This is a genomic window from Shewanella polaris, assembly GCF_006385555.1.
Classification (GTDB): domain Bacteria; phylum Pseudomonadota; class Gammaproteobacteria; order Enterobacterales; family Shewanellaceae; genus Shewanella; species Shewanella polaris.
Map to the genome: position 1 here is coordinate 3061752 of NZ_CP041036.1, position 24202 is coordinate 3085953.

Consider the following 24202-nt stretch of genomic DNA (forward strand, 5'->3'; position numbering starts at 1 on the left):
TATTTAAGTTAATTGCCATGTATAATGACCGTCATCTTTTACGGTTTGCCGAACTTTATGTGAATTCTGCTTATAAAAGCAACAATACGCATCTCGTTAACTCGAACCGTACAACAACAATCTTATACATAACGGCGCGCTTTATACCATAAACGGCATGTAAATACAAATTTTTGCCGTAAATTCCTTGGGTAAAACATGCCTATTTTGACCGCCAAAAGATAGAGAGTTTTCATGAGCATTGTCATCAAAAAAGCAGACGAAATAGAAAAAATGCGAGTAGCAGGTAAATTAGCAGCTAAAGTATTGGAAGTAGTAGCCCCTCACGTTAAAGCGGGGGTCACAACAGATGAATTAAACGACATTTGTGCCAAGTATACCGAAGAGCAAGGTGCCATTTCTGCGCCACTCAATTATCACGGATTTCCGAAGTCTATATGTACTTCAGTTAACGAAGTGGTCTGTCATGGTATTCCTTGTGATTACGCCTTAAAAGAAGGCGATATGATCAATCTAGATATTACGGTGATTAAAGACGGTTATCATGGTGATACTTCAAAAATGTTTTTAATCGGTGAAGTATCAGCTAAAGATAAACGTTTGAGCCGCATTGCCCAAGAAAGTCTATATTTAGCGATTCGAAAAGTGCGTCCTGGTTTAAAATTAGGCGAAATTGGCACTACAATCGAAAAATTTATCAAAACCAGCAAAACAGGGCTTGATAAGTACTCAATCGTGCAAGATTATTGTGGTCACGGTATTGGAACAGGCTTCCATGAAGAACCTCAAGTTGTTCATTATAAAAACAATGACAAAACCGTGCTAAGACCAGGCATGTGCTTTACGATTGAACCTATGATCAATGCAGGTCGTCATACTACTGTTTTGGATAAAAACGATAATTGGACTGTTAGCACATCTGATGGTAAAAATTCAGCACAGTGGGAACACACCTTGTTAGTTACTGAAACGGGTGTAGAAATATTAACGTTACGTGAGGAAGAAGATTTTCCTCGCATCATTAATCACTAGATATAATTAGTAAGGACATCAATGAATACTGCGCTGGACGCCAAAAATGCATTAATTGACTTAAACCAGCGCTTAGTTGAGCAATACACTGCAAAACATCCAATTGCTGATATTGTTAAACATCGTAGTCAATTTGTTGATTCCTTGCTAACACAAACTTGGCAAAATTTTGGCCTCAACAATGGCCATCTTACCTTAGTTGCCGTTGGCGGTTATGGTCGAGGTGAGCTGCACCCACATTCAGATATTGACTTACTGTTTTTGGTTGACGATGAACCATTATCAGCTGAAACTGAAACTCAGTTGAGTCAATTTATTACCTACCTGTGGGATACGGGGCTTGAAATAGGCCATAGTGTTCGCACCATCGCCCAAACCATTGAGCAAGGTAAAGCCGACATCACCATTGCCACCAATCTGATTGAAGCCAGACTACTTACCGGCAGTGAATTTCTATTTGATGTGCTATACGATGCCATTCGCCAACAAGACTTTTGGCCCTCTTACGACTTTTATAACGCAAAAAAAGACGAGCAAACCGCTCGTCACAGCAAAGCCAGCGCCTTTGACTTAGAACCTAATATTAAAACCTGCCCTGGTGGATTACGCGATATTCAAACGATTGCTTGGGTAGCAATGCGCCATTTTGATGCCGCAACCTTAGAAGAACTCGTCGAACATGACTTTTTGTCACCAGCAGAATTAGATGAGCTCATTGAATGCCAAAATTTTCTTTGGGAAATCCGCTTTGCATTGCACATCACAGCTAACCGCAACGAAAACCGTTTGTTGTTCGATTTACAACGGCAAATCGCCAGTTTATTAGGTTATGAAGATGCCACCCAGTTAGCCGTTGAACAAATGATGAAGCGTTACTATCGCACGGTCCGCCGCGTGATGGAGCTTAACCAAATGTTACTGCAATTGTTTAAGCGCGCGACATTAGGTCACACTCAAGCATTAGAAATACAGCCTATCAATGATATTTATCAACGTCGTGGACGTTATATTGAAGTGTTAGATGATGATGTGTTTAGCCTTCATAATGAGGAAATATTACGCTTATTCTTATTAGTAGCAAAAAACTCTAATATTCAAGGGATATATGCACCAACCTTAAGGTTGTTGCGTAATGCCCGCAGAGCACTGACCTCGCCCTTACAAGACAATCCGGCCTGTCGTAAGGTCTTTATGGAGATCCTAAAACATCCTCGGGGTATTGCGGCATTTTCATTAATGCATCAACACGGTATTTTATCGTCTTATTTACCTGCTTGGCGCAAGATTGAAGGCCAAATGCAGTTCGACTTATTTCATGCTTATACCGTTGATGAACATACCCATCGATTGCTGCTCAATATTGAGCGTTTTTCACAAGCCGAGCAAAAAGATGAATTCCCACTGGGTGCCATCTTAATTAATCAATTGCCTAAAAAAGGCTTATTGGTATTGGGAGCGATTTTTCATGATATCGCTAAAGGACGTGGCGGCGATCATAGTAAACTAGGTTCAAAAGATGCCATCGATTTTTGCAAATTGCATGGTATGAATGATCATGACGGTCGTTTAGTGGCTTGGTTAGTTGAAAATCACTTAGTGATGTCAGTCACCGCCCAACGCAGAGATATTTCAGATCCAGAAGTAATCGCACTGTTTGCTGAAAAAGTACATGATGCCGCCCACTTGAGTTATTTATATTGCCTCACGGTTGCTGACATTTGTGCCACTAATGAAAAAACGTGGAACAACTGGAAAGGCTCACTATTACGAGATTTGTATTTTTCAACCCAACGAGTATTGGCTCGGGGCAAAGAAAAGCCTATCGATGTCAAAGCACGAGTTAAAGAGATCCAAGCCAAAGCTAAAAAAGAGCTTATTAGACGTGGATTAAAAGAAAAAGACATGGATGCACTCTGGTCTAGGTTCAAATCTGACTACTTTTTACGTCACCAACCAACTCAAGTTGCTTGGCACGCTGAAGCCATTTTAAAACATCATCACGATGAGCCATTAGTATTAATGTCTAAAAATACCACTCGAGGTGGTACTGAACTGTTTATCTATAGCAAAGATAAACCTAAACTGTTTGCAACCGTAATGACGGTGTTAGATAACAAAAACATTAATGTGCATGATGCTAATATCATGACATCAAAAGATAACTATGCACTCGACACCTTTGTTATTCTAGAACAAGATGGTGAACCCATCATTCAACTATCACGCATTCAAAGTATCCGTAAGGCATTAGAAAAAGCCTTAGCCACAGAAAAACCTAAATTACCAAAGTTTAGGAAATTAGCGCGGATCATGAAACCTTTTAATGTTGCGACTCATGTGAGTTTCTTACCTAGTACTCGTCATGGTACAAGTATGATGGAACTAACCACCTTAGACACCCCTGGCTTATTAGCCAAAGTGGGTGACACGCTTTATCGTTGCAACGTAACACTATTGGCCGCCAAAATTACCACTATTGGTGAACGTGCAGAAGATTTTTTTATATTACAAAGCCAAAGTGGTACGGCCTTAGATGAGCCCCAGCAACAGCAACTATCTGACGCGCTAACACTCGCGTTAAAATCATCTAACTAATTTAAACAATAAATTTACGTAATCATTTAATATCAGGAGAAAACAATGGAGGCTTTACGTCAACGCATTGAAGCTGCATTCGAAACACGTCAAGACATCTCACCTGCAAGCGTAGAACCAAGTGTTCGCGCTGATGTGGAAACCGTGATCAATATGCTTGATAAAGGCCAAGCACGAGTTGCTGAAAAAATTGACGGTGAATGGCATGTTCACCAGTGGCTAAAAAAAGCCGTTCTACTGTCTTTCCGCATTTTTGATAATGGCGTGATTGAAGGTGGAGACACCAAGTATTTCGATAAAGTCCCACAGAAATTCAGCAACTATGATGAAGCTCGCTTTAAAGCAGAAGGCATTCGAGTGGTACCACCTGCAACGGTCCGTAAAGGTTCATTTATCGGTAAAAACACCGTATTGATGCCATCTTACGTTAATTTAGGTGCTTATGTTGATGAAGGTACTATGGTTGATACATGGGCAACTGTGGGGTCATGTGCACAGATAGGTAAAAACGTACACTTGTCTGGCGGTGTAGGCATTGGCGGCGTATTAGAGCCTTTACAAGCTGGCCCTACCATTATTGAAGACAACTGCTTTATTGGTGCTCGCAGCGAGATCGTTGAAGGTGTTGTCGTTGAAGAAGGCAGCGTAATTTCAATGGGCGTCTACATTGGACAAAGCACACGTATTTTTGATCGCGAAACCGGTGAAGTGCATTACGGTCGTGTTCCAGCGGGTTCAGTTGTAGTGTCTGGTAACCTACCATCTGCTTGTGGCAAATACAGTTTATATGCTGCGATTATTGTTAAAAAGGTTGACGCAAAAACCCGAGGTAAAGTGGGTATTAATGAACTGTTGCGTATCGTTGATTAATTTTATAATCCGACGGTAAAAGTAATAAAAAAGGCTCTTTGGAGCCTTTTTTATTACCATAAGCATTATGAATTTATGAGTATAATAATCAATCGGAACAGCATCATATTAGTAACCTCACAATGGCATTATCTATTAAGCAATGCTGCGGCTAAAATCCGCCATGTCAACATACCAACGACTTGTTGCTTGTCATTATGAACAATCAAATAGCTAGCATTAGTTTTTTCCATCATCAATTTGGCATCATGCAAAATGGTATGATCGATAATCATATTCATTTTATGCACCATCACTTGATGCACTCGTTTATTAAGTAAACTTCTATCCACCGCACGCTCTGCTGCAGTATCTAAAAAAGGGCTGTGCCAAAAAGCTAAAACATTACTATCGATCACGCCAATTGGGGTACGTTCTTTTTCCGATAATACTACGGCTACATCCATTTTAGCTTTTTTAATCATGGACTCAGCGTGTTCAAGAGTATGAAATTCTTCAAGAAAAACCACAGGTGCTAGTGGCAAGCCACTGACATATTGCTCTTCTTTAAAATCTTCAACGGCCAAAATTTCAAGACAAGTATCAACAATAACTTCATCGAACACTTTACCTCTACCCTTAAGTAACTCTTGAGTTAACACCTCCATGCCTAGAGATGGGCGATACGGTCGATGACTTAGAATAGAATCTGCAACGTCGGCTACAGCAATTATTTTAGCTTCAAGTATGATGTCGTCAGCTTTTAATCCTTTGGGATAACCAGAGCCATCTAGGCGTTCATGATGCTGAAGGATCATTTGCTTGATAGGCCAAGGAAACTCCACTTCATCAACGATTAATGCACCTTGTTCTGGATGCTGTTTAATGAGACCAAACTCTGCGTCACTTAACCGCGATGGCTTAGATAAAATTTCGCTTGGAATAGCCAGTTTGCCAATATCGTGGATCAATGACCCCAGTTTTAATCCTTCCAAAACCCCGGGGGTTAAGCCCATTTTTTCACCAATAAGATAACTTAACTGTGCGACTGACTTTTGATGTCCTGCTGTGTAAGCATCTTTGAGCTCAAGCGCTTCTGAAATAGCGCCGATCAGCTGCACTAGAATCGAGGTCATCTTTTCTTTTTGCATTTTAATAATGCTCGACTGCCTTGACACAGCCTTCATGGTACGAGGCAGTTCGACACTGTGCCACAAAATAGTTGCAAAAATGCTTAACGATTTGGCATCCACTTGAGTATAGGGTTTGTCTCTATTACCAACGCCAATAATACCCACAATTTTTTTACGATAATGAATAGGAATACACAGGTGATTTTTAAAAGCGAAAAAACCATCCTCTTGCGTTTTATTTTCAATCAGTTCAGTCAAATCGTTATGAATAACCGCTTTACGAGTCTTAATAGTTTCTGTCCAAATACCAGAATCAGCTTGATAAGTTTGTTGCTTAGAGATAGTAAAGTAATCTTCTACATCATCATTCCAAGCTGTTTTAGTTATTTGGTTATTCTTTTCATCGAAAATATGTACATAACCCACTTTTGATTGAGTTAACGACAGGCCTTGTTTTATTGCGGTAGTAAAAACCACATCACCACTCGCATTAATCACTTCTTCAATTTGATTAAGCCAATCATCACTAGACTGAATCGCCTGATGATAATCAGGGTGTAACTCTGTTAACCAAGCTTTATCTAACTCTATTTCAATGACCGTAATACACCAGGTTTCATCACTTTCTTCTATGGGGATTAAAGTAGCTTGTAATGCATGGCCTTTATCATCAACAAAATTGATAACATGGTGAGTTTGGCGTTGGTTAAAATCAATATGGTCTATTTTAAGAGCAGAAAATGAATTTAAAAGCGGTTGTTTCAAAATAGTAACGATGGGTTTTTTTATCAATTTATACAGTGACTCACTCAGCTTAATTAATTCAAGCTTGTTATTAACAATTCCCCAGCAAAGCCCAACTGTATTAGGTAAGTCTGATGGTTTTAAGAAAAAATTACTTTTTTGTAACATCCTATCCTCACTCTTTACCTACACATATTGAAAATATTAATACCGATGATATCGTAACCAGAATTATTATAATCTTTTACTTGCTACCATCGCTTACTCGCACTTAATCAACTTCATTGATGTTTAAAAGATAGCATCATCGAATTTAAATACCATGATGCATCTATTAAATGTACTTTAAAATACAACCGTTTTATTTCCGTACACCACAACTTGCTCATTTAGCACTAATTGCAATGCTTTACTTAATACGCTTTTTTCTACATCTCGGCCATTATGGGCTAACTCTGCGGCACTAAAACTGTGATCAACCGAGATAACGTCTTGTTTAATAATAGGTCCCTCATCAAGATTATTATTAACAAAATGCGCCGTTGCACCAATAATTTTAACACCGCGATCCCATGCTTGCTTATACGGTGAAGCACCAATAAAAGCAGGTAAAAATGAATGATGAATATTAATAATTTTATCTGCAAATGCAGTCACAAATTCTGGCGTGAGTACTCGCATATATTTTGCTAGTACCACAAAATTGGGATCATATGGCTTAATCACTTTAAGCATAGCTTGTTCATGCTCTTGGCGACTTAACCCTTCATGACTGACAAAATGAAATGGAATATCAAACTTTTCAGTTAATGGCTGCAAAACATCGTAATTACCTACTACAGCTGCAATTTCAACATCTAAACCACCATAATAGGACTTCATTAAAATATCACCCAAGCAATGAGCTTCTTTTGTCACCATGATCACGATACGTTTTTTACCCATATCGACTAGTTTCATATGATTTTTTGCAGGTAACACATCACGAAGTTCACTCAACAAACGTTCATCATCAAATTGCCCCTCAAGTTCAGCACGCATAAAAAAGCGTCCTTGAGCATGGTCAACAAATTCGGTATTTTTAATAATATTGAGCTGATTGGCAAAACATACGCCGGTAATTTTTGCTATTAACCCTTTAGCATCGACACAATCGGTAATTAATACTTTGCGTTGTAGTTGGCTTAGATCGGTTTTTATGGATTGATGACTCACGCTTACGACTCCTCTTTAACGACTATGTATGAGTGTGCCATTGAAAAGGAAATTTAGGTGATGTTTTTTAATGATAAATACTCATAAATGCTAAAAAACATTCAATTTAAGCACAAAAGCTTAAAAACAGAGTAGATACGAAAAAAGGGTATATGTTTCATCGTTAAAATGAGTTTAAAAAAATAGATTTTAGAATTATAGCAATAAGTAACACCGAGTTAATCAATGCTGTTATCGACGTGAATCGAGGTACTTTTGCAGTAATTTACGCAAACTTTCGGCTTTAGTACCATAGACGACTTGCACCCCTTTCCCCATTACCACAACACCTTTGGCCCCCAAACGCATCAACCGAGCTTTATCAATTAAATTAGCTTGGTTAACACTAATTCGTAAACGGGTTAAACAGGCATTAATTTCAATAATATTGTCACGCCCACCTAAAGCCGCAATCATCGCACGCAGGCTTTCTTTAGGCTCAGCAGGTAAATCTGTTTGCTCTATTCGACCAGGAGTTTTCAAATTGAACGCTAAAATGCTAGCCCTGAAAATAGCATAATAAATTAATCCAGTAAGTGGCCCAAGTATCCAAATCCACTGAGTATTTTCTGAACGTGAAAACAGTAATGTGAAATCAACTAAGCCATGTGAAAAGACAATACTATGGTGAATACCAAGCAAAATACACACGCTATAAGCTATTCCTGTCAACAAGGCATGCACGATAAATAGAATCGGAGCAACAAACATAAATGCGAATTCAATGGGCTCTGTAACCCCCGTTAACCAACTTGCCGTAGCCGCAGATAACATAATTCCTGCTACCCTGTTACGTTCGGGTTTATCTGCGCAACGCCATATTGCCAGTGCAGCGGCAGGTAACCCCCACATTTTGATTAAGTATCCCCCTGCGAGATTTCCCGCCAACGGATCGCCGGCTAAATAACGTGCCACTTCTCCTCTGACCACTGTACCTTGATTAATATACTGCCCCACTTCCAAATAAACTGGGGCATTCCAAATATGATGCAAACCTAGCGGAATGAGTAAACGCTCAACAGTACCATACACCCCAAAGGCGATAGCGGGATCTTGATAAACAGACCAATCAGAAAGGTGCTCAATAACAGTCGATAAGGGAGGCCAAACATGTACTAATAGATAGGCCAATACCATAGACAGGGGGATAACAATAATAGGGGCACTGCGACGACCTTCAAAAAATGAAAATATAGCAGGTAGTTTTACATGATGACTGAGATTAACAGCTAAACAAGTGATAGCGCCGACTAACATACCACCAGCGATACCAGTATCAATGGTTTGCATGCCCCATAATGGTCGCGATACGAGGCCATAAATATTTGTCAGGGCCCCCATAGTGGATAAAAACACCCCAAAACCAAATACTGCGGAAAACGCCGCAATCCCTTGATCACGACAAAAACCAATGGCTACAGCAACACTAAACAACAAAGGCATCATAGTAAAAACTAGATTACCTACCGCTGACAGCACAGTATTTAATTCAGTTGGAATAAATGGCAACGGATTAACCGTTATTCCCAACATCAACCCTGCAGCAGGTAAAATAGCAATAGGTATTAGCAACGCCTGACTGAGACGCTGGGCAAATTTAAACCACTGTTGTGTAAAAAGGCTTACGCTACGCTTACCGATGTGACGGCGTTGTGCCAACTGGCTATCCATGTTTTAGCTTCTATTTCCGGTTCCATTGTTTCACAGGCATCAATTTCTAATCGCTCAGTAAGCGGCTTTGCGCCAAGCTCAGCTAGCAACTCATCAAACTTTTTTATCGCTCCACAAAAGGTTTCATAACTTGAATCACCTAGCCCTATTAAGCTGTATTGCAATGCTGGTAAATAAGGTGCTGCGGATTTAAGTTCATTAAACCACGGAGCAATATCTTCAGGTATATCTCCGTGTCCCGTGGTTGATGACACTATAATTAAAAATTCGTCTTGAGGAGGTACAAAATCTAATAATTCATTAGGTTGCCAAAGCTTAGTTGTAAAACCTAATTTTGCAATCGCCTTAGTCACTGTTTCTGCAGTAAATTGAGCGCTACCATAAACGGTACCAAAAACAACATTGACCTTTTTCATGGTATACTTTCCCCTTAATTGTAATACGATATAAAATACCTTGAGTCTTAGTAACTTACCTTACTGTATTCCTTGAGTCTCTCGCAAGTATCTTTTATGGTGTGATTAAAGTTGATATGACCAACCCTAGTTGGCTCAATGTGAAATAGCGCAATAACGGAACCATGACCATGCGACAAGTGAGCAGAAAGCGGAAACTCAAACTACAACATAAATTCGCCCATATACGCCGCAACTACTACTTCCGTATAGAACAAAAGCAGCAGAAACTCATACCCAAAATCCCTGAGTTTGAAAAGCTTAAAGCTTTACTTGCTGACCATATGGACTAACTTAATAGCATGCTTGGCTCAGATGATAACAGATCATCATCCCAACCGAATTCCTTGAAAATAGTTAACCACTCTAACTCAAGCTCAGTTTCTATGTGCATCGGTTGTTGCGTTACCGGATGTATAAACTGCAGACTTTTTGCAATCAACCACAAACGATTAATCGCAAAATGTTCACGGAAAAATTTATTTTGCTTGCCGTCACCATGCGTGGTATCTCCAACGATTGGATGACGCAAATGTGCCATATGACGACGTAATTGATGTTTTCGCCCAGTATGAGGGCTTAATTTTATCAATCCATAACGGCTAGAAGGATAGCGGCCTGAACTAAACGGTATTTCTGTATTCAACAACGGCTGATACTCTGTCACGGCTTCTTGAGCAGCTTTGTTGGGATCAACATGCTTATCACCCAAAACATCAAACTCTTGTTTTAAGGCATAATCTAAAGTGCCAGATTCATGCATATTGCCACGAACTATCGCTAAATAGTGCTTCTTAATACAGTGATTGGCAAATTGCTCACATAACAATCGAGCCACTTCGCTGGATTTAGCAAACAGCAGCACGCCAGATGTAGGTCGATCAAGACGATGCACAGGAAAGACATGACAACCCACCAAATCTCGAGTCATCTGCATAGCAAAAAAACGCTCTCTACGGGCTAAATAACTGCGATGAACTAATAAACCTGCAGGCTTGTGAATAGCAACGATATGCTCGTCTTCAAATAGTATGTCGATATGGGGAGGGTGTAAATCATCGTCTAATTCGGTATCTGTAGTAGAGGGCATGTCAATGTCTTCTGAGCTTATTGGCTCACATAAGTCATCGTTATCTAATGAGTATTCAGCATCGTTATCTTTTGAGATCATGTTTATCACTTTACTTATTTTGTATTGGCCAAATCTATATTGGTTTAGTTTATAGGCACTTAATTTATATAGACTTAATTTATATAGATTTCATTTTTATAGTATTTGTTGGTATTAATGTCATCAAGTGGCGCGGCAGTACTCTTAACGCTGACTAAGCTCAGCATCAAATTGCTGCAACTGAGCAACCATAATGGTGCCATAGGGCATACTTTGCCAAACATGTTCTGCCATAGGAGCCAAGGCCATATTGGTCGGCAAAGGTTGTCGTAGCACTACAAGCTCAGTCATCTTGGGAATAAAAATAAATTGTAACCATTGCTCAAATGCCATTACATCACAGCAAAATGGCGCAGTACTGACCATCGCAGTTTCAGGAGGTGGTGTTTCAGACCAAAGATCATAGGCCTTAAGCAATTGTTCTAATTTAATTAAATTATTTTTGCTGGTTAAATAAAGCATAAAAATGAACGACAATATCAAGGCTAAGTCCGAATATGATATCATTTAGCGGATTGAATACCCATCCAACTTCTTTGATTTAGTGACAACACAATGACCGAGATAACCACCTTAAGCCAGTTTCTGACGACCGCTAATACTCAATTCCAAATATACGATTTAGGTCGCCGGGTGCAACATATCGATATGTTAGCATTTCAGCAAATCGACTCTTTACTGGCACCATACCCTTATCCAATTCAAGGCCATGCACAGTTTGCTATTGTATTTTGGCAGCAACAACAATTACCGTATATTTGGTTTGTAAAATTACCTTTAGATGAACAAGGTTTGTTATCACCTGCGCCGCGAACTCAATTTATTAAGATGATTTTAGAAGCCCTCGGTCGTAATCCAACCCAAGCATTAACCGATGAACAGCAAGAGCAATTAGCCAATCATCCTTTTAGTTTTAAACCTAATCAACATAAATTGGCGTTATTTAATGCACTAGTTAGGCTTCAACTAGGCCAACCGGCATCGAGTCAATATGAGTTTGCCGCACAGTATTTATCAGGTCAAGCAGCACCAGATACTTGGCCACAGCTGGGTTTACAGGGATTAGCTGATATTTGTGTTCGCGCAGATCAATTTAACCATATTGAAGACATCACCAACGCACTTGATAACGCACCAATTGAAGTACAGGCTGCACTTTGCCAATGTTTAGAGCATATTAATGTCGATAAGCGCCTCGCCAAACTGTTATTCGAAAAATTAAATCAAGCCGAAGACCATCTAAAAGTAATATATTTAGCGGCATTGGCGTCAGATGTTCAATACAGTATGAAAGCGATTAATCATCTCAATGAGCAACAACTTTTAGATGATAATAAGCTCATCACCATTGCAGCACGTAATTGGTTAGCCTTAAAAGATGACCTAACACGCAAAGGTTATTTAGAAGCATTAGCAAAACAACCTCAGCACTTCTTTAATCAAGTATTTGCTGATATTGTGGCAATACCTAGCTTGCGATCAGGATTATTAGCCGACTTAAGGCATCCTGAAAGAAGTGTTCAATTAGCAACCGCAATTGGCGGATTATTTAGAGCAACCAGCCTATGATGAGTGATTTTTTATTAATTGTTGCTTTAGTCGTGATAGCGGCCTTTTTTTGGCAACTGCGACAAATGGCAGAGTCAAGCCGAACCCTTGCAGAGCAAGCCTGTAAAAAACAGAATGTACAATTACTTGCCATTGCAATGGAATCAGCTCGCCCAAGTGTTGGCGGCAATGCGGGTATCTGTTGGAAAGCCACCTTTATGTTCGAATTTAGCACCGATGGTATCAACCAATATCGAGGCCATATTTTCATGCATGGTAATCGAGTCACAAAAATTGATTGGCCAATATTCCCCGAACCAGAATGGATGGATGCCCCAATGGCCAGCGGTAAATTTGGTGGGTGTGGTAGCAGTAAAAGCTGTGATTCAGGTAAATGCCACTAATACCCTCCTTTATTAGTCGATGTTGAATCCAAAAAAACGCTATTTTTCAAAAAATAGCGTTTTTTATTGCCACACAATGCAATTAAGTTTGTGGATTGTTGAGGATTTTATAATCGCTGTAGGTAACAGTTTGAACACTGTCGAGTGACCTAAAAATTGCTGCTGTACCCATTATAGTGGTTGATGTATGAGCTGGCATCACTAATCCCTCAAACACATCAAAACTTAACTCTAATTCAAATTTAGTTAAAGTAACTGAAAACGCAGGATTTAACTCGTCAGTATTTCTGATGAGAATTTTACGTAAATGCTTGGATGTTTTATCCAAATAAAGCACGCCTGCTAATACGTTATTGTCTAACTCATCAATATTTGGTGTAAACGTAAATGACATATTATTGTCATCCTCACCGACAAAAACCAATGTCGACAAATCAATTAAATCAGAAAACGCTAATTCATAGCTAGTTTCGTCTTTATCTTGATGCAAATCTTGTTGACGTTCTCGGTATTCAGTTAAGCGTTTTTTACCAGGAGTATCACCATTTTCAGACACCAAACTCCAACGTTCAGTTTCAGGTAAGGATGCATTGAATTGTTCAATACGTGTCATGTCTGGCATCACTGTTTGCTGTGAATACTGCCAAAGCACCTTGGTACCGTCATTATTACTATTGAGATCGCTGAACGCTTGATCAACCCATTGTTGTGGTTCTTCGCTCACGACTGCATTGGCGTTATAGCAAACGAATGAAAAACCAACCAATAGTGCAACTTTAAACCCTTTCATGCTATCTCCTTATACAATGGTGAGTTAGATATTGTGTACTTTAATGAGGTACTTTAATGAAGTACTCAAACCCTGCACATAGGCACTTTACAATTTGACAACATAACCACCATTAGTTCCGCCGATACTGAAAAAAAGCCAAAAGAAAGGCCACGACAGTAAATGCCGTGGCCTCTTTGTTTCTTGTTAAGCTTTCCTGCTATAACTGTGCTCCCTGCACCATCCATGCGTATCGCTTGCGTCCTGCTCTATCCTTGCTCAATCCTTGATGTTCCATGTACATAAAGTACTTTCCTTCTTACTCGATTATCCTTTTACCGAGCCTGCTCTATCCTGAGCGTGTCCTTATATCATCCATGAAATTCTTACTTTATCCTGTCGCAAATCATTTGCGTAGAATCTTGCATCCATTGCACACTATCATCCTGATAATGTTATTAAACTCACTTAATCCGCTATTGCGTCCATTGAGCAAGTCTACTGTTTCATCCTGAAACTCAAAATCGTCCATTACGTCCATATACTCATGGTCTTCTAGACCTTTTTACTACCTTGTAATATTCCCGTCCTAGGAACAAACAAATAATAATTCATTTACCGTAACGTAAACAGATACCTCAAAATGATTAAAGTCTCTCACAGATACCAAAATAATAAATATTAAATAGAATCAACAACTTAAATTTAAACTAGAAATATCAACCATCAAATACGTGATTTGTCTCACACGATTTGTGCGATATATCTCACAAAGCAACAAGCAAAATAGGTAAACATTAAGTTAACTGTTAGCATTTACATAACATTATTATTATCGCTACAGTTAGAAATAGGCTCAAACTATAATTTGGTTAGGATTTGGTTCAGTGGAAATACATCAATATGAGAATAATTAAGCTCAGAGCAAAACGGAAAGCTGGAGAGAAGCTACGCAAATGAGTTTTAGTTAAGTTAATAATGAACTAAAAACACCAGCAGTTAAACATTTAACAACAATTTAGGTATTGTTGTTTTAATGACTCACATGTTTACAAAAAGCTTGAAAACAACATTATATTTAAAATCGTTAGAATTACGGCAATCGATAACAATAGCAGATTCATTAATGTTGAATTTTTGTGTTTACCCATCACTTTTTTAGATGACGTCAAATAAATTTGCAAAAAAACGGTAATGGGTAATTGAATACTTAATATCATTTGCGAGATGATCAGACCTTTAAATGGGTCTGAAATCAAAAAAATAATCAACGTTGAAATGACTAATATCCCGGCTACCCCAATTTTAGTATGTGTGTTTCTGATGTTATAAGGTTCTTTAAATAGTCCAGCATAAACGGAGCCACCAGCCATACCGGCGGTAATCGTTGAGGAAATTCCCGCAAACAATAAAGCAATGCCGAAAACAAGAGCAGCCTTTGAACCAAGCATTGGCGCTAAAAGATGTTGTGCCTGCTCTAACTCGGTAACGACTATCTTTTTATCAAAAAATGCAGCCGCCGCAAGTATAATCATTGCACTATTAATAGCCCATCCAATAATCATCGATACTAACGTGTCGGTAAATTCATACCTTAATTGCTTTTTAATAACGGCTTCATCTTCGTTGTTCCATTGCCGACTTTGAATGATTTCTGAATGCAGAAATAAATTATGTGGCATCACAACTGCGCCCAATACAGCCATTACAATCACCATAGAACCATTAGGAATACTGACAGTTACCCAACTTGTTAGCGCTTCTGGCCAGTTAATGCTGACAATGCTCATTTCGTATAAAAAAGAAAAACCAATTATCGAAACAAAACCGATTATCAGTTTTTCAAGCTTGGTGTAAGTGTTTGTGAAGAGCAATACAATAACAATAGCGAGAACAATGACAGAGCCAACGACTATTGGTATATCAAAAAGAAGTTTTAGTGCAATTGCACCGCCGAGAATCTCAGCTAACCCGGTCGATATAACCGCGAAAATGCTGGTCAAAAGGATAACTCTAGCTAGATGAATATTTACGTTTTTCATCGCTGATTCGGCTAAGCAATCCCCAGTGACAATGCCAAGATGCGCAACATTGTGCTGTAGTATAATCAACATCAAAGTCGATAATGTCACCATCCACAAAAGTGTGTAGCCAAACATTGATCCAGCGGCAATATTTGAAGCCCAATTACCAGGATCAATAAAACCTACGGTGACCAGCAACCCCGGTCCCATATACTTCAGCACTTCACTAAACCCATGATTATGTTTGCTTTTATATTCAGGATGCAGTGTAAACAATGACTTGATTTTCATGAAGATTCTGGCTGGCCGTGTAATTACTCATTTGAATTAGACTAAACATTTATCTATTCACTCGCTGGAGGTTGATAGATAGACATCATATTATCCTTGGTTTAAAACCTTATACATTTATTTGATTAACGGTACGCCGTAGAAATAGCATTTAAGTATTTGATAACAATTATAGAAGTAGCAACGTCACACGCTGAAATTCTATTTTATATCATTATTTTAGGCAATAATATCGGTAAATAAACTGAGTAGCATACGCTTAACTGATGACAATAGTTCCGTGTAAAAAAGCTATGACAAATGCCCTAAACCAGTTAAATAACCTAGAACAATAACAAATAATACCCCTCGAACGAGTAGAAAAACAATAATTCCTGATGATAATCCGTGAAAAAATTCTAAGCTAATGAATACCTATCCACATTTGAAATAATAAAAATTTGAATTCATAAAGTGGGTACATAAGAGATTGATATAAATAATTTAAAAAGTAAAATTTTGAACGGTGTTATCAGTACGTTTGTTTCTAAACGGTACATTGCCACTTTAAACAAAAATAATTTTGATCATAAAGCGAGGCTTAAAACATGAGGGAACAACGCAAGCTAGGTATCAGCCAAATTGTTATGTTGTGAATAGTATTTCGCATAACCCAGCCCCAAAAAACATCCACGTTTGGCCAGAAAGCAAAAGGGCACAACCTTACATAATAAGTTTGTGCCCACTGGCACTTTTGTCAGCAATCCTGCTGATATATTGCTCCCTGCGTCATCCATGTACACCAGCTTCCTGCCGTCCTTTTCCCTGTGCTCATTTCCTTGTGTTTTTAATGTGGCTTACCATTTAAAAATACTTATGAGTGTCATTCCATTGAACAGTCGCTCCATCAACTGAGGGGTAAATCTGTTCAATCCGTTGAACCATCCATGCTGCATCCGGCAGTCCTATCCATATATCCTTGTGTCGACAAATTATCGTCTTCACCCATCCTTGATTCGGCTATCCATTTGCCGAGCTTATGCACTATTTCCTTGAGCGTGTCCTAGTATCATCCTTGATATTCTTAAGCATCATTAGTCTTATTTCTAATCCTAAGAAAACCAACTAATGACCCGCTTTCGATAACAATATAGTAACCTAAAAAAGTAATCTTAAAAGTCAGCCAATGCGCTTGAAAAAAATATTTTAGTTTTAAAAAAAACTAAAATAAACCTAATGTACTGATTGTAATTAATTTAAAATAAATCGCGATGCCAAACACTGACAACTTAAGATAAAATACCTTACATGCTTGTAAGATATGTCTTACACCAATGTGAGCAAGTTAATCCTACAGCTTTACTTTCGCCATAAACGCATTAGCATTTGGCCAAACATAACCCAATCAGCCCACAAGCTGTATAACGGATAAGTGAATGTTGCAGGCCGATTTTTTTCAAACATAAAATGCCCTAGCCATGCAAAACCATATCCGACTACAGGTAACCACAGCAACTGCCACCAATGGTGGTTAATCAGGGTATTAACCACAATCACCAAAATAATAGTACTGCCAATATAATGTAGCCTTCTACAAACGGGATCTTGATGCTGAGACAGATAAAATGGATAAAACTCTGCAAATGAAGCGAAACGTTTAGGTTCCATTAACTTACTCCTTTATTTGTACCGTTGACCTTTCGAACAAGATGTATACCAAACGTTTTCAATTACAGTATTCAAGCTAGCGCTTTGTTACATAACACTTCAGTGAAACAACCATTCATTACCGCAGAAAGAATCCACAGTTCCATTCAGCTGAACATACGTGTTAGCTTATTCTAACGTTGCCTTATACCTTACTGTAAAACAAAATTTCACCATCAACGTTACCGATACTGACACTAGCAATATTAGTAAATCCTTGTTGTATAAATGCTTGATGATGCAATGGATTACTTACAAACACCCCTATTCCATCAAGTCCTGGTTGTTCATCACACCAACTCAATACCGCTTGAATTAATTTGGCACCATAACCTTTTTTTTGCTCATTAGGTGATAGAGCAATAAATTGTAAAACCCCACATTTTTGAGATGGGAGATGCTCTACGATACACGTTTCCTTGTCCATTAAACCTTGAGTAGATTTCCATCCTGTACCCAGCATCATTTTCAAACGCCAATGCCAATAACGTCCTTCACCCAAAGGCACTTGCTGAGTAATAACACACACAACACCAATTAAACGGTCGCCATCAAATAGACCAATCAAGGGTTGTTCTTGTTGCCATAATTCATTTAATTCTTCGCGAATAGCGGCTCGTAGTTTCTGTTCATATTGTTGCTTGTCATCTTGGCCAAGCACTTCCATAAAATATGGGTCGTCATGATAAGCATTGTAAAGAATAGAAGCCGCAACGCGTAAATCTTCAGCCGTTAAGTAAACTGCACGTATGGTTTCCAAGGTATTATTGTCCATTATTATTCCTTGTTTTTTGACTCTATAAACTTAACTTAACAAGTTTGAAACAATCTACAAGTTTTGTTTACCCAATTAAGTAATAAAGCCGTTATCAACATCAGTTGTTTGCAATTTAGCGTATCAAGACTGATACTAAAATGGTTTACTTAACCATGACGAGGAATGCTTCAAATGGATACAACATCAAATGATTTAAGCCACTTATTTAAGCAATTAGGCTTACCCAATAATCAAGAGAGCATTAATGACTTTGTTAACAAAAATAAACTTGATAAACATACATTGATGATTGATGCCGATTGCTGGAATTCAAGCCAAAAAGCATTTTTAAAAGAAGAGTTATCTGAAGACGCCCAATGGTCTGAAGTCATTGACCAATTGGACGTGATGATGCGAGCTTAAGAGTAATTTATTGTGAGTGTTAGGTGACACAATTCAATGATTAAATTTGTTGATAGACAGTGTCACCCCAACCCACTAAAACGTCATCTCGAAATACTATTGGCGTACATTCGTCTTTGGTTGTTTTACCATTTCCTTCAGCCCATTGGGTTCGATAAAACAACACTTTGATAGACTGTTCGGCATGGTTTTGAGTTGGCTTAGTATAAGCCTCACTAAAATCAGCAGTGCCCATAACGGTTGTCACTTGATTACTGCTCATCCCTAAAGACAATTTGCTCAACAAATCACGATTTTTATCTTGCTGTTCTTGCCAATAATCGCCACTCTTAGACGATTCATGATCGCCTACACTGATAACACAACCACTTAAGGCTAATGATGTTGCACCAATTAATCCTGCTGCGATAAGTTTTAATTTCATGTTGCATCCTTTTTGTTAAAATATAATCCACATGTATTTACAGATCTTTTAAGCCAAAATCATGACAAAAATAAGACATTGATTTATATAGACTTATTTTTAAATCAACAAAAATTAGTTAATCTCACACTCTTGAATTAAGGAATTTAGCCAACAATGAGTCCAATTGAACAAGTGCTTGCAGCGGCTAAGTCAATTGCCAACAATGGGCATTCCCCTAGTTTGGCACTGATAAAAGGTCGTTTAGGTAATAGCATTCCAATGCCAATCCTAATCCAAGGATTACAACAATTTAAAGCATTGCCTAAGTCTGAGTGGCAAAATATACCTGAATTAAGCGATATCCCTTCTGCCGAAAATTTGCCAGCAGAACATTTGGATCCTGTTATGAAATTACAGCAGCAAGTGAGCGATATGCAGCAACTTATTGTGCAACTCACTCACAGAGTCCACGAACTTGAACAACAAGCCAGCAAAATGAATCATAAGGCTAAATAATCCATGTTTGTTTTTGAACTGCGCTTTGAATGTTTTGCAGATACCACCATTGAGGCAGCAGAAAAAGCTATTAATGGTTTACTTGAGGCTTTGCGTGCCAACGGACAAATATTGGGTCGTGAATTTGCGGTAGCTTTCAACGAAGGCGAATTTAGAGTTCGTTTGTTATTACCTGAAAAAACCAGCCTCGTTAATCGTTATAATAGCCCGTGGGTAAAAATGACATTAGCAGGCTTAACAGCGGCTAAACTATTGGCTCCTAGAGAAAAATTTATCGGCCAAGACATTAATTCTGAAGCCAGCAACACTGACACACCATCATGGCAACTGCTGTATACCAGCTATGTTCATATGTGTTCACCGCTGCGTAATGGAGACAACCTGTTACCAATCCCACTTTATCAACTGCCCGCGACGTTTAATGGCGATCATAAACGCATCATAAAATGGCAAACAGAATGGCAAGCTTGTGATGAACTGCAAATGGCTGCGGCCACTAAAGCAGAATTTGCAGCATTAGATGAAATCACCCGAGCTGACAGTGACCTATTTAGACGTGGTTGGGATTTACGTGGCAGGATAGAATATTTAACTAAAATACCAACTTACTATTATTTGTACCGCGTGGGTGGTGAGTCTTTAGAAAGCGAAATGAACCGAGCTTGTCCACGTTGCGGTTCACATGAATGGAAACTCAAACAGCCACTTTTAGATATGTTTCACTTTCGCTGCGAACCTTGCCGCATTGTGTCAAATTTATCGTGGGATCATCAATGATCCCAATAAGCATTCAATAGCCGCATCGCTCAACGTCATTGAGAGATGCAGGTTACGGCTATCATTATTTGTTTCCACGCAATGATTGCCACATGCTATTGATCCGCTGCCAGATCCCAGGATGATCGGTAACCGTAGAGGTATCTTCGATAGGTTTAACGGGTGGTTTAACCACGGGAGACAACTGTTCGATAAATTGGCTTAATGATGCTGCAATGTGAGTGCTTTGCTTCTGACCAGGTATTTCTACCCATACACTGCCATCATCATTGTTTACCGTGAGCATTTCATCACCATCACCTAGCACACCGATAAACCAAGTCAGTGGCTGTTTCAGCTTTTGCTTCATGATTAAATGACCAATTACATTTTGTTGCAAAATCTCAAAGTCAGCTTGATTCCATGCTTGAAGTAATTCACCGTCGCCAAAGCTTGAGGTAAACGGCAATGGAGCAGAAAAATATTGACCATAAAATGCATGAATATCAGGGTATAACTGAATATTTAATGCATGTTCAACATTAGTGAAATCAGCTATTTCATCACGTTTAATAGGCTTCCAGAACACTACCTCATCACTATTTTCATCAAACTCACCTTGAATACATATTGACGCTTCGCCCAAAGGATAATAGCGTGGAAGTTCAGATAGAGTATCTTGATAAGAATGAAGATAATTTTTTATAAAGCAATCTAATGCAGATGAACAAGACACTTAAGCCACTCGTAGTTTATAATAAAACCATATTTTGACACGGAAACCGATTCGATGACAAACAATCACGACCCTTATAGTGATGCAGCTGCATTAAAAGGCCTAACATTAGGCCATGCAACTGCGTATCAAGCTGAGTATGACGCGTCACTGCTGCAAGGGGTTCCACGAAAACTCAACCGAGATGCATTAGCATTAAGTGGTGAGCTTCCTTTTCATGGCACCGATATTTGGACCGGCTATGAATTGTCTTGGCTTAACGCCAAAGGCAAGCCTGTTGTGGCCATTATGGAAGTTCAGTTAGACATTAACAGTGTCAATTTGATTGAATCGAAATCGTTTAAACTGTACTTAAACAGCTTTAACCAAACTAAGTTTGAAAATGCTGAAGCGGTACAAGATACATTAAGCCGTGATTTAGCAGCTTGTGCTCAAGGAGAGGTAACAGTAAACGTTATCGAACCGAAACATTTCAACCTTGAACGCATTGTTGATTTACCAGGCACTTGTATTGACGACTTAGATATTGAAATCGAAGAATACACCTTTAAGCCCGATCACTTATTAGACAGCACCGACTCAGATAAAAGTGTCGCCGAAACGCTAAATTCTAATCTGTTAAAGTCTAACTGTTTAATTACTTCGCAACCCGATTGGGGCAGCGTAATGGTACGTTATCAGGGGCCTAAAATTGATCGTGAAAAACTGCTGCGCTATTTAATCTCATTCCGCCAGCACAATGAATTTCACGAACAATGCGTCGAACGTATCTTTGTTGATTTAAAGAAATACTGTCATTGCACTAAGTTAACGGTTTATGCGCGTTACACTCGCCGCGGTGGTTTAGACATTAACCCATATCGCAGCGATTTTGAAAACCCGCCAGAGTCAAACAGACTCGCCAGACAGTAACTGTTTGTAAACTCTTTTGCTGTAGACGCTAAGCCTTTATCGAATGATAAAGGCTTTTTTGATTTATCATTATTTTTATACCAACAATGACAAGTGCATATGATCTTTCGCTATTAAATTTCAATCTTGAAACACCTTAATAAGCCATATATTTAGCTAAAGAGCACTCTCTTCAAGAGTAAACGGATCATCAAGACTACGTCCTAAATTTAAAAAGGTAGCCACACCAATTCCATTTTCAAGCCGTTATGAAAGAACGACTAGGGTACACATATTACTTCTCGAGACCTTTAACGACTCAAACTAAAATTGTGATTCAATATTGCACAATTGTTTACAATATTAGCTCATCTTCCCGCCCCCGTTTAAGCAATCGTTATGCTAATCTGCTAGTCACTCGACAATGACTAATCACTTTAACGAGACCTCTTATGCGCCATTATTTATTCAAAACATGTGTCATCGTGCTCTGCCTGCAAAGTTTTTGCATTTCATCAACGGCTTTCGCCGACGAAATAAGACAAGTTCCCATTGATGAAAAAGTGATCACTGAACATAAAATGCAAATCAATGGCAAAAAAATCTCCTATCACGCAACTACAGGTACTCAGCCAGTATGGGATGACGAAGGTCACCCAACTGCAACCTTGTTTTACACCTATTACCAGCGCACAGATATTAAAGATGACAGTAACAGACCGTTAATTATTTCGTTTAATGGCGGCCCAGGTTCTGCTTCGGTATGGATGCACATTGCCTACACGGGACCTAGAGTATTAAATGTCGACGATGAAGGTTATCCACTGCAGCCTTACGGTGTTAAAAATAACGACTACTCGATATTAGATACCGCCGACATTGTATATGTGAATCCAGTTAATACTGGCTATTCAAGAGTATTGCCTAATGCAAAAGGGAAAATGCCGTCAAAAGATGAACAACAAAAAATGTTCTTTGGCGTAAACGCCGATATTAAATATCTAGCGGAATGGGTTACCACCTTTGTGACACGTAATGAGCGCTGGCGCTCGCCTAAATATTTAATCGGCGAAAGCTACGGCACGGCACGCGTATCAGGTTTAGCTTTAGAGCTTCAAAAAAACCAATGGATGTATCCAAATGGCGTAATTTTAGTATCGCCAACCGATCTCGGCATTGAACGAAACGGACCTGTAAAAGCGGCCAATCGTTTACCGTATTTTGCCGCCGCAGCTTGGTATCACAAAGTGCTTGGGGAAGATTTACTACAACAAGATTTAACCCCACTACTGGCTGAAGTAGAGCAATTTACATTAAATCAATATCTGCCTGCGCTCGCTAAAGGTAGCTTTATTGAACCAGAAGAAAAACAACGTATTGCCGAGCAAGTAGCCCGATATTCAGGGCTAAGTGTCACTGAAGTACTGCAAAGTAATTTAGATATCGATACCAACTATTTCTGGAAAGCGCTTTTGCGTGACCGCCAACAAACCATTGGCCGCTTAGACTCGCGTTATATTGGTATTGATGAAAAGACTGTTGGTGGTCGACCTGACTACAATGCGGAACTGACATCTTGGTTACACAGTTTCACTCCAGCCATTAATGATTACCTCCGCACTGAACTAAATTACAAAACGGATCTAAAATACAATATGTTCGGCCCTGTTCACCCATGGGATAAAAGTAAAGACAATACTGGTGCAAACTTACGCTTAGCGATGGCACAAAACCCATACCTTAATGTCATGATTCAATCAGGCTATTATGACGGAGCGACCAATTACTTTGACGCTAAATATACTATGTGGCAACTTGACCGTAGCGGATTAATGAAACATAGATTGTCTTTTAAGGGCTATCGCAGTGGCCATATGATGTATCTTCGTCATGACGACTTAAAACAATCGAATCAAGATTTACGCGAGTTTATAAAAACAACGCTACCCACAACAGGCCAACCGGCAAAATACTAACCTGTTACAAAGTGAATTAATTGCGCCAACGAGATTATCAATATCGTTGGCGTTTTTATTTGCGCGTCGATTGAGGTTATCGTTCACCAATACACTGAATAGAAATAGATCGAAT

At 38.9% G+C, this 24202-nt stretch carries 22 protein-coding genes; 10 read left to right on the top strand and 12 right to left on the bottom strand.

What is annotated here, in order from left to right; translation table 11 throughout:
* Positions 1–234: 234 nt before the first annotated feature.
* From map to dapD, 3 genes are read left to right on the top strand one after another with little or no spacing between them, the layout of a single operon-like run.
* Complete coding sequence (gene map / locus FH971_RS13320; RefSeq protein WP_137226556.1) at positions 235–1032, top strand: type I methionyl aminopeptidase; 798 nt, start codon at positions 235–237, stop codon at positions 1030–1032.
* 21 nt (positions 1033–1053) lie between these two features.
* Positions 1054–3627, top strand: coding sequence for a bifunctional uridylyltransferase/uridylyl-removing protein GlnD (gene glnD, locus FH971_RS13325; protein WP_140234620.1), 2574 nt, complete (start codon positions 1054–1056; stop codon positions 3625–3627).
* A gap of 45 nt (positions 3628–3672) precedes the next feature.
* Entirely contained in the window at positions 3673–4497 is an 825-nt protein-coding gene (dapD, locus tag FH971_RS13330; RefSeq protein WP_140234621.1) for a 2,3,4,5-tetrahydropyridine-2,6-dicarboxylate N-succinyltransferase, read from the top strand.
* Positions 4498–4625: 128 nt separating this feature from the next.
* On the opposite strand, the gene FH971_RS13335 is transcribed toward dapD, so the two are convergent.
* The 6 genes from FH971_RS13335 to FH971_RS13360 form a co-directional block, all read right to left on the bottom strand.
* Entirely contained in the window at positions 4626–6521 is a 1896-nt protein-coding gene (locus tag FH971_RS13335) for an HD domain-containing phosphohydrolase (RefSeq protein ID WP_140234622.1), read from the bottom strand.
* Positions 6522–6698: 177 nt separating this feature from the next.
* Complete coding sequence (purU, locus tag FH971_RS13340; protein ID WP_140234623.1) at positions 6699–7568, bottom strand: formyltetrahydrofolate deformylase; 870 nt, start codon at positions 7566–7568, stop codon at positions 6699–6701.
* A 231-nt stretch (positions 7569–7799) separates the two neighbouring features.
* Positions 7800–9278: a PTS transporter subunit EIIC gene (locus FH971_RS13345; RefSeq protein WP_140234624.1), complete on the bottom strand. Its 1479-nt coding sequence runs from the start codon at positions 9276–9278 to the stop codon at positions 7800–7802.
* Positions 9230–9694: a flavodoxin gene (locus tag FH971_RS13350; protein ID WP_137226550.1), complete on the bottom strand. Its 465-nt coding sequence runs from the start codon at positions 9692–9694 to the stop codon at positions 9230–9232. Before FH971_RS13350 ends, FH971_RS13345 begins: the two co-directional genes overlap by 49 nt.
* Positions 9695–10022: 328 nt before the next feature.
* Positions 10023–10823: a tRNA pseudouridine(65) synthase TruC gene (truC, locus tag FH971_RS13355; RefSeq protein WP_167496102.1), complete on the bottom strand. Its 801-nt coding sequence runs from the start codon at positions 10821–10823 to the stop codon at positions 10023–10025.
* 225 nt (positions 10824–11048) lie between these two features.
* A complete protein-coding gene (locus FH971_RS13360) occupies positions 11049–11411 on the bottom strand; it encodes a YqcC family protein (protein ID WP_140234626.1) in 363 nt (120 codons plus the stop codon).
* 48 nt (positions 11412–11459) lie between these two features.
* On the opposite strand from FH971_RS13360, the gene FH971_RS13365 reads away from it, so the two are divergent.
* Positions 11460–12473: a DUF3549 family protein gene (locus FH971_RS13365; RefSeq protein WP_140234627.1), complete on the top strand. Its 1014-nt coding sequence runs from the start codon at positions 11460–11462 to the stop codon at positions 12471–12473.
* Positions 12470–12856, top strand: coding sequence for a DUF3301 domain-containing protein (locus FH971_RS13370; RefSeq protein WP_137226546.1), 387 nt, complete (start codon positions 12470–12472; stop codon positions 12854–12856). The genes FH971_RS13365 and FH971_RS13370 overlap by 4 nt, the downstream gene beginning before the upstream one ends.
* Positions 12857–12938: 82 nt before the next feature.
* Here the strand turns inward: FH971_RS13370 and FH971_RS13375 are convergent, their stop codons facing one another.
* The 4 genes from FH971_RS13375 to FH971_RS13390 form a co-directional block, all read right to left on the bottom strand.
* Positions 12939–13646, bottom strand: coding sequence for a hypothetical protein (locus FH971_RS13375; protein WP_140234628.1), 708 nt, complete (start codon positions 13644–13646; stop codon positions 12939–12941).
* A 1028-nt stretch (positions 13647–14674) separates the two neighbouring features.
* Entirely contained in the window at positions 14675–15940 is a 1266-nt protein-coding gene (locus FH971_RS13380; RefSeq protein ID WP_140234629.1) for an Nramp family divalent metal transporter, read from the bottom strand.
* Positions 15941–17278: 1338 nt separating this feature from the next.
* Positions 17279–17587, bottom strand: a complete 309-nt coding sequence (locus FH971_RS13385; RefSeq protein WP_137226543.1) for an Mpo1-like protein — start codon at positions 17585–17587, stop codon at positions 17279–17281.
* Between the two features lie 184 nt (positions 17588–17771).
* A complete protein-coding gene (locus FH971_RS13390) occupies positions 17772–18401 on the bottom strand; it encodes a GNAT family N-acetyltransferase (RefSeq protein ID WP_137226542.1) in 630 nt (209 codons plus the stop codon).
* 174 nt (positions 18402–18575) lie between these two features.
* Here FH971_RS13390 and FH971_RS13395 point away from each other — a divergent pair, with 174 nt between their 5' ends.
* Entirely contained in the window at positions 18576–18806 is a 231-nt protein-coding gene (locus FH971_RS13395; RefSeq protein ID WP_137226541.1) for a DUF2789 domain-containing protein, read from the top strand.
* Positions 18807–18846: 40 nt separating this feature from the next.
* On the opposite strand, the gene FH971_RS13400 is transcribed toward FH971_RS13395, so the two are convergent.
* The gene (locus FH971_RS13400) at positions 18847–19230 is read right to left on the bottom strand and encodes a DUF3192 domain-containing protein (RefSeq protein WP_140234630.1); all 384 of its coding nucleotides are present in this window, start codon (positions 19228–19230) and stop codon (positions 18847–18849) included.
* Positions 19231–19386: 156 nt separating this feature from the next.
* Here FH971_RS13400 and FH971_RS13405 point away from each other — a divergent pair, with 156 nt between their 5' ends.
* Entirely contained in the window at positions 19387–19728 is a 342-nt protein-coding gene (locus FH971_RS13405) for a hypothetical protein (RefSeq protein WP_140234631.1), read from the top strand.
* Positions 19729–19731: 3 nt separating this feature from the next.
* On the top strand, positions 19732–20505 hold the full coding sequence (locus FH971_RS13410) for a Zn-ribbon-containing protein (RefSeq protein WP_140234632.1): 774 nt from the start codon (positions 19732–19734) through the stop codon (positions 20503–20505).
* 64 nt (positions 20506–20569) lie between these two features.
* On the opposite strand, the gene syd is transcribed toward FH971_RS13410, so the two are convergent.
* Complete coding sequence (syd, locus tag FH971_RS13415) at positions 20570–21220, bottom strand: SecY-interacting protein (RefSeq protein ID WP_140234633.1); 651 nt, start codon at positions 21218–21220, stop codon at positions 20570–20572.
* Between the two features lie 54 nt (positions 21221–21274).
* Here syd and queF point away from each other — a divergent pair, with 54 nt between their 5' ends.
* Together queF and FH971_RS13425 are read left to right on the top strand one after the other, a co-directional pair.
* Positions 21275–22132, top strand: coding sequence for an NADPH-dependent 7-cyano-7-deazaguanine reductase QueF (queF, locus tag FH971_RS13420; protein WP_137226536.1), 858 nt, complete (start codon positions 21275–21277; stop codon positions 22130–22132).
* A gap of 431 nt (positions 22133–22563) precedes the next feature.
* On the top strand, positions 22564–24087 hold the full coding sequence (locus tag FH971_RS13425) for a S10 family peptidase (RefSeq protein WP_137226535.1): 1524 nt from the start codon (positions 22564–22566) through the stop codon (positions 24085–24087).
* Positions 24088–24202: the final 115 nt, after the last annotated feature.

Excerpts from the sequence above, each read along its gene's own strand:
- map (WP_137226556.1), top strand. The coding sequence starts at position 235 with ATGAGCATTGTCATCAAAAAAGCAGACGAAATAGAAAAAATGCGAGTA.
- glnD (WP_140234620.1), top strand. The coding sequence starts at position 1,054 with ATGAATACTGCGCTGGACGCCAAAAATGCATTAATTGACTTAAACCAG.
- dapD (WP_140234621.1), top strand. The coding sequence starts at position 3,673 with ATGGAGGCTTTACGTCAACGCATTGAAGCTGCATTCGAAACACGTCAA.
- FH971_RS13335 (WP_140234622.1), bottom strand. The coding sequence starts at position 6,521 with ATGTTACAAAAAAGTAATTTTTTCTTAAAACCATCAGACTTACCTAAT.
- FH971_RS13345 (WP_140234624.1), bottom strand. The coding sequence starts at position 9,278 with ATGGATAGCCAGTTGGCACAACGCCGTCACATCGGTAAGCGTAGCGTA.
- FH971_RS13350 (WP_137226550.1), bottom strand. The coding sequence starts at position 9,694 with ATGAAAAAGGTCAATGTTGTTTTTGGTACCGTTTATGGTAGCGCTCAA.
- truC (WP_167496102.1), bottom strand. The coding sequence starts at position 10,823 with ATGCCCTCTACTACAGATACCGAATTAGACGATGATTTACACCCTCCC.
- FH971_RS13360 (WP_140234626.1), bottom strand. The coding sequence starts at position 11,411 with ATGATATCATATTCGGACTTAGCCTTGATATTGTCGTTCATTTTTATG.
- FH971_RS13365 (WP_140234627.1), top strand. The coding sequence starts at position 11,460 with ATGACCGAGATAACCACCTTAAGCCAGTTTCTGACGACCGCTAATACT.
- FH971_RS13370 (WP_137226546.1), top strand. The coding sequence starts at position 12,470 with ATGATGAGTGATTTTTTATTAATTGTTGCTTTAGTCGTGATAGCGGCC.
- FH971_RS13375 (WP_140234628.1), bottom strand. The coding sequence starts at position 13,646 with ATGAAAGGGTTTAAAGTTGCACTATTGGTTGGTTTTTCATTCGTTTGC.
- FH971_RS13380 (WP_140234629.1), bottom strand. The coding sequence starts at position 15,940 with ATGAAAATCAAGTCATTGTTTACACTGCATCCTGAATATAAAAGCAAA.
- FH971_RS13385 (WP_137226543.1), bottom strand. The coding sequence starts at position 17,587 with ATGGAACCTAAACGTTTCGCTTCATTTGCAGAGTTTTATCCATTTTAT.
- FH971_RS13390 (WP_137226542.1), bottom strand. The coding sequence starts at position 18,401 with ATGGACAATAATACCTTGGAAACCATACGTGCAGTTTACTTAACGGCT.
- FH971_RS13395 (WP_137226541.1), top strand. The coding sequence starts at position 18,576 with ATGGATACAACATCAAATGATTTAAGCCACTTATTTAAGCAATTAGGC.
- FH971_RS13400 (WP_140234630.1), bottom strand. The coding sequence starts at position 19,230 with ATGAAATTAAAACTTATCGCAGCAGGATTAATTGGTGCAACATCATTA.
- FH971_RS13405 (WP_140234631.1), top strand. The coding sequence starts at position 19,387 with ATGAGTCCAATTGAACAAGTGCTTGCAGCGGCTAAGTCAATTGCCAAC.
- FH971_RS13410 (WP_140234632.1), top strand. The coding sequence starts at position 19,732 with ATGTTTGTTTTTGAACTGCGCTTTGAATGTTTTGCAGATACCACCATT.
- queF (WP_137226536.1), top strand. The coding sequence starts at position 21,275 with ATGACAAACAATCACGACCCTTATAGTGATGCAGCTGCATTAAAAGGC.
- FH971_RS13425 (WP_137226535.1), top strand. The coding sequence starts at position 22,564 with ATGCGCCATTATTTATTCAAAACATGTGTCATCGTGCTCTGCCTGCAA.